Origin of the sequence: Catenibacterium sp. (genome assembly GCF_052354645.1) — a bacterium.
Taxonomy (GTDB): Bacteria; Bacillota_I; Bacilli_A; order Erysipelotrichales; family Coprobacillaceae; genus Catenibacterium; species Catenibacterium mitsuoka_A.
In genome coordinates this window covers 1-7,455 of sequence record NZ_DAWDDM010000085.1, presented here as the reverse complement: position 1 = coordinate 7,455, position 7,455 = coordinate 1, and the positions used below count along the sequence as shown (strand labels likewise).

The 7,455-nt window shown below is 34.3% G+C and carries 11 protein-coding genes and 1 pseudogene; 1 reads left to right on the top strand and 11 read right to left on the bottom strand.

Annotated elements, in window-relative coordinates; genetic code table 11:
- Positions 1-138: 138 nt before the first annotated feature.
- Positions 139-480, bottom strand: coding sequence for a MerR family DNA-binding transcriptional regulator (locus ACT8VG_RS05310; RefSeq protein WP_217107035.1), 342 nt, complete (start codon positions 478-480; stop codon positions 139-141).
- Between the two features lie 225 nt (positions 481-705).
- Here ACT8VG_RS05310 and ACT8VG_RS05305 point away from each other — a divergent pair, with 225 nt between their 5' ends.
- Positions 706-957, top strand: a complete 252-nt coding sequence (locus ACT8VG_RS05305) for a hypothetical protein (RefSeq protein WP_187011455.1) — start codon at positions 706-708, stop codon at positions 955-957.
- Here the strand turns inward: ACT8VG_RS05305 and ACT8VG_RS05300 are convergent.
- The 10 genes and pseudogenes from ACT8VG_RS05300 to ACT8VG_RS05255 form a co-directional block, all read right to left on the bottom strand.
- A complete protein-coding gene (locus tag ACT8VG_RS05300) occupies positions 941-1,222 on the bottom strand; it encodes an XdhC family protein (protein ID WP_444195343.1) in 282 nt (93 codons plus the stop codon). The two genes, ACT8VG_RS05305 and ACT8VG_RS05300, sit on opposite strands and share 17 nt — an antisense overlap.
- 45 nt (positions 1,223-1,267) lie before the next feature.
- A pseudogene (gene yqeC / locus ACT8VG_RS05295) lies at positions 1,268-2,308 on the bottom strand (selenium cofactor biosynthesis protein YqeC); the annotation flags it as partial.
- A complete protein-coding gene (locus tag ACT8VG_RS05290; protein ID WP_444195342.1) occupies positions 2,305-3,405 on the bottom strand; it encodes an aminotransferase class V-fold PLP-dependent enzyme in 1,101 nt (366 codons plus the stop codon). The pseudogene yqeC and the gene ACT8VG_RS05290, both read right to left, overlap by 4 nt.
- Positions 3,392-3,631 carry a hypothetical protein gene (locus ACT8VG_RS05285; protein WP_444195341.1) on the bottom strand — a complete coding sequence of 80 codons (240 nt, stop codon included), beginning with the start codon at positions 3,629-3,631 and terminating at the stop codon, positions 3,392-3,394. The genes ACT8VG_RS05290 and ACT8VG_RS05285 overlap by 14 nt, the downstream gene beginning before the upstream one ends.
- 6 nt (positions 3,632-3,637) lie before the next feature.
- On the bottom strand, positions 3,638-4,210 hold the full coding sequence (gene yqeB, locus ACT8VG_RS05280) for a selenium-dependent molybdenum cofactor biosynthesis protein YqeB (protein WP_444195340.1): 573 nt from the start codon (positions 4,208-4,210) through the stop codon (positions 3,638-3,640).
- A 1-nt stretch (position 4,211) separates the two neighbouring features.
- Positions 4,212-4,793: a sulfurtransferase-like selenium metabolism protein YedF gene (gene yedF / locus ACT8VG_RS05275; RefSeq protein WP_217107039.1), complete on the bottom strand. Its 582-nt coding sequence runs from the start codon at positions 4,791-4,793 to the stop codon at positions 4,212-4,214.
- Positions 4,794-4,795: 2 nt separating this feature from the next.
- Positions 4,796-5,818, bottom strand: a complete 1,023-nt coding sequence (gene selD / locus ACT8VG_RS05270; RefSeq protein WP_217107040.1) for a selenide, water dikinase SelD — start codon at positions 5,816-5,818, stop codon at positions 4,796-4,798.
- A complete protein-coding gene (locus ACT8VG_RS05265; protein WP_226793761.1) occupies positions 5,818-6,048 on the bottom strand; it encodes a DUF3343 domain-containing protein in 231 nt (76 codons plus the stop codon). Before ACT8VG_RS05265 ends, selD begins: the two co-directional genes overlap by 1 nt.
- Positions 6,035-6,388 (bottom strand): winged helix-turn-helix domain-containing protein, encoded by a 354-nt coding sequence (locus ACT8VG_RS05260; RefSeq protein WP_217107042.1) that lies wholly within the window; start codon positions 6,386-6,388, stop codon positions 6,035-6,037. The genes ACT8VG_RS05265 and ACT8VG_RS05260 overlap by 14 nt, the downstream gene beginning before the upstream one ends.
- Before the next feature lies 1 nt (position 6,389).
- Positions 6,390-7,409: a molybdopterin-binding protein gene (locus ACT8VG_RS05255; protein WP_217107043.1), complete on the bottom strand. Its 1,020-nt coding sequence runs from the start codon at positions 7,407-7,409 to the stop codon at positions 6,390-6,392.
- Positions 7,410-7,455 lie beyond the last annotated feature (46 nt).

The window sequence follows — 7,455 nt, the reverse complement described above, 5'->3', positions numbered from 1 at the left end:
TAGTACAAATGAAAAATCCATGCATCAAGTTCAGCTTCATGAACACCTATTAATCGGCGTTAATAAAATATTTTTTCACTAGCCTATGGTTTGTGGGGATTCAAATTGTGGCTTTGATTTTCCGTTCCATTACTTCATCTAATAAATCGTTACACGGTTTCCATAACCTTCAATACACTGCTCTAGAATAATTCCTTTCGCATTGCAAAAATGTCTTAAAAATGCAACTTGATTTTGTAAATCATCTTTTTGATTCTTTGTAGACACTCTGGCATAAATAACCACCTGACGTTTATCATTTTCAATATTCATACCTTTGAATTGTAGATACTGATCATATGTGTAATAACGCCTATTAGTTAGAGTTCGGTTTGCCTTTAAAGTACCTTCTCTGTTCCAACGTTGTAATGTCTTAACAGAAACACCTAAAAGTTTGGCAAAATCTTTTGGCTTATAATTTTTGATATTTGATGTGTTCATTTTAACGTTCCTCTATAAGCACATTCAAACACAATAGTCAACATATTCAGTTACTTAGATTTTCTCCTTTTTTCTATCATAACATAATATATTATGTGTAAAAACAAAGATGTTTCACTAAATTTTCACATATTTTAAATAAGCGCCTCATTCAAGGAGTTGTCGAAGGGATACATAACGCATTTTATTTTATAAATATATATAATAGTTATAGAGGTGAGAATTATGAGATCTTATTTATATGTTTATAAAATAAAAAAAGAAGAATCAAGCGATATTTTTCTAAAAATATGTCATTCTATAGAAAATAAACTTCATCCTTCTTTTATTGATCAACTGATTGTAGATTTTGATAAGTCACGTGTTCAACGTTATATGTTTTCTAACAATCGTATATTACTTTATGATGATATTTTATCAAATAGTATTGTGATACAAACTGATCAACCCTGTACGCTTTCTACTTTAATGGAATAAATAATACATCGTTACGACCACCACAAATCATACCTAGTGTTGCACCTTCTTTATTACTTAGTTCATAGTGATGAGAACGTATACCTTCTTCATTTCTAGCGTCACATATTGCCTGGTATTCGACACGTCCTCCACCAATTGTCTCAATGATGTGATCATCAGTGACAAGCATCATGCTTCCTACCCCTCGAGGTGCAGACCCTTCTTTGGAAGTAATGATACAAAGAGTACCTTTTTCTTTTGTATGATAGAGATTACTTATCATTGTAGAGTATTGATGCGTATTTTTAATCTGTATAATTTCAGCCATAATACTTATCGCAATTTCTGCAGGTGTTTGTGAATTGATAGGAAGACCAATAGGTGCATGAACTTGTTTTAATAGATCTTCATCATAACCTTCGTCTATTAAGACATCCATAGTCTTTTTCACTTTGCCTTTGCTTCCAATCATCCCTATGTAGAGCGCTGTTTGATCAAGGGCCTTTTTAAGACAAACCTTGTCATCCTTATGGCCTCTTGTCACAATAACATAACACGTATTCTCTTCTTTTGGAAAATACTGTTCTGCTTCCTCATAATTGACACAATGCACTTCCTGGGCTTCTGTAAAGATATTTTTATTCGCAAATTCTTCACGATTATCAATGACTATTGTATAAAAATCTAATAGATGCGCTGTTTTTTCTACATATTGTGAGACATGTCCTGCACCTAGTAATACTAATTTTGGCTGGGGCATGAACCACTCTTTTTGTATACATGTCACATCTACGTTGTGTTCTATTAAAGAAGCTAAAGCTCTTTGATAAAGTCCTTCAGGTTGCTTGACTTCAATAACTGCATCAGGATATCTCTTTAAATAATATCTCACAAGATATTGAATAAGCGCACCATCTACTATTCTATCTGGATCAAGGTCTAATAATTCATAACGATGTACAACATCCTTGACTCGTTTTCCTAATCCTTTCATAGAAGTAATCAAAATAATTTCATCAGTATCTTCATCAATAACAGGTTCATAATCAGCTGGTACTTTAAGAGGAAATTCTCTTGAACCATCTGCTTCAATTAAAATGACATCTACTTCTTTTTTTAATTGTTTGAGTAAATCCTGATCTAAAGCCTTGATCTTAGATTCATCAAAACGGTTTCCTGCAAAGGCATAGCCTTTGTTTTTTATTTCTTCATGAATTTCTTCATAAGTAGGATCAACTAAAGTATCTTATTCTATACGCATATGTGTAGAAGTCGTCATAAGAACAGTTTTTCCTTCTTCCTTATACTTAAAAAGTAGTTCCTTCATACGTGTTGTTTTTCCACCTGACCCAATAATACTAATGATCATTCCTCACTCATCTCCTTTAAGACATCAATGACAGTATTGACTTCTTCCATACTATTCATAAATGATAAGCTGAAGCGTACAATACCTCTTTCTACTGTATTAAGATGTGTATGCATCAGTGGTGCACAATGGGCACCACAGCGTGTAATGATATCATATTTATAACTTAAAACATCACTGATCTTAGATGAATCATAATCTTCAAGATTAAAGGCAATGATAGGTGTATGGCTACATGTATCATAATCACAATAGAATGTGATTCCGTTAATATGTTTCATACCTTCATATAAAGCATCAAAAAGCTGTTTTTCTTTTTCTTCTATCTCTTTTTGATGTTCTAATAAATAAGTCATACCTGCATTTAAAGAGGCAATACCAGGTATATTCAAAGTACCTGCTTCTAAGTGTTCTGGATAACTATCAGGCTGTTTTTTATTAAAGGAATCAATGCCTGTCCCACCTGTCTTAAGTGGTTGAATGAATATATCTGTATTGACACAGATTCCTCCTACACCGCTCATTCCTAGTAATCCCTTATGACCACTAAAAGTAAGCAAATCAATATGAGATTTCTGCATATCAATAGAGATATGACCTGCACTTTGTGCACTATCAACCACAAATAGGATATGATTTTCATAGGCTATTTGACCAATGGCATCTATATCATAGAGTTCTCCTGTCACATTAGAACTATGCGTCATTACAATCATCTTTGTGTCTTCTCTTATTTCTTCAAGAATATCTTCCTTATAAGGTGCTGTAACAGTTAAATCAACTCCTATTTGACGAAGTGGTCTTAAGACAGAATTATGTTCTGCATAAGTCGTAATGACATGATCATCTTTTGATAAGATTCCTTTTAAACATGTATTCAAGCTTTCTGTATTACCACTATTAAAAATCACATGGTCAAAAGAAGGTAGATTAAAATACTGTGAAATGAGTTTACGAGTTGAATATAAAAGACGATCTGTCTTAAAAGCGCCTGTACTTCTTTGAGCATTCATATGGTGGTCAAGTGCATCCATTACTGCCTGTTTAACAGAGGGCAGTTTAGGAAAACTTGTTGCCCCTTGATCAAGATAAATCATGCTGACCTCTTAAATAGAAGATGGCTTCTAATACACCACCTGCAATACATCTTGCTTTATCTGAAATAGTGAAGCAGTTCTCATATTCATCTAAACGAGGATCAATATCTGCCATCTTAAAGCCCTTTGTGACATAATAACCTTCTCGAATCAAACCTCTAAGTAACCCTGACATAGAAGCATATACAGGATGCTGACCTTCCTTGTTTTCTATATAAGCAAGCACGTCTCCTTATTCAACTGTATCCGTAATCTTCTTTATCTGATGAACTGTGCCTTCTACTTCTGCATGAATAACACGTTCTTTCCCGTATCCTTTAATAAGTCCAGGAATACCTGTATTTTTCATTGCTGGTCCTTCTTCAATCAAGCGGCCTAAGCGATGTCCTCGCATTGTTTCAATTACGATATCCACATCTTTTCCTGCATTAAATCCAGGACCTAAACCTATCGTGATAGGCGCCATATTTCTTGAAGTACCCATATTCTTTTTTGCAAGTATCGCATCAATCACTATTTCTGGCTTTAAGATATCAATAAAAGTCCCTTGAGGATCTACCATCATCGCAATTTTATTGTGTTTAAAAACAGATTCTAATTCATTAAGTGAATGAATCAATACACATTCAATACCTTCTACTTCCTTCTGACCGTCATATACTGCTTCAGAGTATGCAACATTGCGTCTAATCGCGCTTGGGTGGGCAATTTCTAATACAAGAATATGAAAACCACAGCGGGCAAGCTTATAAATAGTGCCAGTCGCAATATCACCGCCACCTCTTACTACTACAAGATTATCCATATTAGTTAGGCTTGATGACTTTTTCAGCCTTTTCCATTCTTTCTACAATATCATACATATTTGTAATGCTGCCCACTTTTAAATCATCCTTTAACTTAAAGAAATCTAAGCATGTTCCACAGTTCACAATTTCAACACCTTCAGATTCTAAGAATAATAAATCATTCACTGTATCACCAACATGTGTCGTAATCTTAACACCTTCATTATAAAAAATAATTGTTTCTGGGAAGACATCTTGCTTAGTAAGCGCAAAGATAAATGATTTCATTAAGATTTTTCCTAATTCCTTATCACTGCCTATTCTATCACTGCTGAGAACTACAATCTGTCCTTTTAAGATATTATCAGCCTTCTTTTCTTCTACAACCTGTTCACCTGAACTGATGACTACAGTATAATCTTCGTTGACTTTACTACTTACGACATCATAACCTTTTACTTTCGCAAACTTCTTTAAGTTTTCTACAGCTGTTTCATTATCTACTAATACTTCTACAGCTTCACTGCTTTCCTTTAATAATTCCTTAGTTTTAACTACTGGCAATGGACATTCTAATCCTCTTGCATCCAACTTCCTCATTTTTATTCTCCTACATATATACTTTTATCTTTTAAATCAACAACTTCTCCAATAACATAACATTCTCTTCCTGCTTCTTTAAATGCATCAAGTATGTCATCCAAGTCTTTTTTCGCAACACTTGCAAGTAGTCCTCCGCTTGTCTGAGGATCATACATAATTTCTTCTAAGAAAAAGTTTTCCTTCTCAAATACAACTTCTTTTTCTACACTATTTCTATTTATCTGAGCAGCACCACTTAAATAGAATTCATCTACATAATAAGGACAATCTCTAAAATAAGGAATATTGTTTCCATAAAGTATTGCACTCTTTTTATGATCTAACATCTCATTTAAATGAACCATTAAACCAAAACCTGTGACATCAGTCAGTGCATGAACATCATATGGTTTAAGTAGTTCTGCAGCATACTTATTAAGTGTTGTCATACTCTTAAAGACATCATCTAATACTTCTGGCGATGCGTCTTTCATACGCATCGCATTGAGTGTCATACCTACACCTAATTTCTTAGTAAGAATAAGTACATCTCCCGTCTGGGCATTATTATTTGTCTTAATAGAATCAACATCCACAATACCAGTCACGCTTAAGCCATACTTAATAGAAGTATCTCTAATAGAATGCCCTCCAGATAGTGTTACATGAGCTTCTTTTAACTTATCATTCCCACCTTCAATAATTCTTCCTAATATATTTAAATCTTCTTCATCTGGGAAACAAACAATATTTAAAGCCGTTCTAGGCACACCGCCCATAGCATAAACATCACTTAATGCATTGGTGGCTGCAATCTGACCATATAGATAAGGATCTTCTACCATTGGAGGAAAGAAATCCAATGTAGAGACAATTCCTTTATCTTCCGTTATCTTTAATACAGATGCATCGTCATGACTATCAAAGCCTACTAATAAGTCTGGATCTTCATACTTATCAATCTTTTCAAGGATACGAGAGAGCTTCTTTGCGCCAAGCTTTGCGCTGCATCCTCCACCCTGACAGTAAATCTTCTCGCTCATTAGAAAATCACCTCTTTCATATAAGCATATTGTACATGTTCTTCTTTTAAGAATCCAAGCCATTTCTCTTGGTCTAGGTCTAAAGAGGCAAAACAGAGTCCACAACCTGCTTCTATTTCTCTTGGAAGAGGAATTAATCTTCCCTGCATTTTATTTTTTGCTTTATCCTCTAAGTCTAGTGCATGGCTTGTAGAATCAAACGCAATAATCAAATATTTATCTTTCTTCATTAAATAGTTCATGAAATGTTTCATCTGCGAAGTCTTTTATTCTTTTCTGAAATTCATCATATTTCTTTAATAATGTCTTTCCTTCTTCGCTTAAAACACTTCCTCCTCCATTACTTCCTCCAGATACTCGTTCTAATAACTTCATATCTAGATCTTCTTCAGCTCTTTTTAATATCTTCCATGCTTTAGAATGGGACATCCCCATAACCTCACATGCCTTACTTAAAGAGCCATACTCATCACATAAATGTAATAACTGTGAGACACCTTTTCCAAAACAGGGTTCTTCATTAAAGAGTCTGAGTCTAAAATTAAATTTTTCAGGATTATGATATGTCATCCTACCAGCCCTTTCCAAAACCACAATTTGGGAATGTACATTGTGGACAGTTTAAACACAAACCACCTTCACCAAGCATTGCAAGTTCATCAGCAGTGATTGGATCATTGGCTACAAGTCGAGGAAGAACTAAATCAAAAACTGTTCTTTTTGCATACATCACACATCCTGGTAAACCAACAATTGGTGTATCTCCCTTATATGATAATAAGAACATCGCACCTGGTAAAACAGGTGAACCATAACTAATAATATTGGCCCCTGTATTCTTGATTGCAAGTGGCGTCTTATCATCTGGATCAACACTCATACCACCAGTACAGATTACTATATCTACATGCGTGTCAAGTGCTTCTTGTATAGCACTTGTCACCATATCCGGATCATCTGGACATAATTTATGGAATACAACTTCTACATCATATTCCTTTAATTTATCAATAATAACAGGAGTAAATGTATCTTTAATACGTCCCTTATAGACTTCACTTCCTGTAGTAATAATAGCTGCTTTCTTAAATACAAAAGGCTTTACTTCAAGTATTGGTGTATCAGTGATTTTTGATGCTTCTTCCATCTTTTCCTTTTTAATAACTAACGGAATAATACGCATACCTGCGAGATGATCACCAGAATGAACAACTGTATTTCCGTTTCTTGTCGCAATCATCATTTCACCCATACGATTCACTTCTAATAGCTTTTCTTTATTCACTTTAAATAAGCCATCAATAGTGCTAATTAATTCTATTTTGCCTTCTTTAATTTCTGTTGTAGACATATGATCATTTTGACACAGCTTGCATAATACTTCTGCTGCTTCATTTTCATGCATCATAGTCTCATCATTTTCCCATACATAGAGGTTTTCTTTTCCTAAAGACAACAATACAGGAATATCTTCTTCTTTTACGATATGACCTTTTCTAAAGCGTGCGCCTTTTCTAACGCCTCTCACAATTTCAGTAATATCATGACATAATACTGCCCCTATTGCATCTTCTGTCTTGATTTGTTTCATGATTTTCTCCATTTCCCCGCGCCTTCGTTGCGCGGACACAAATATA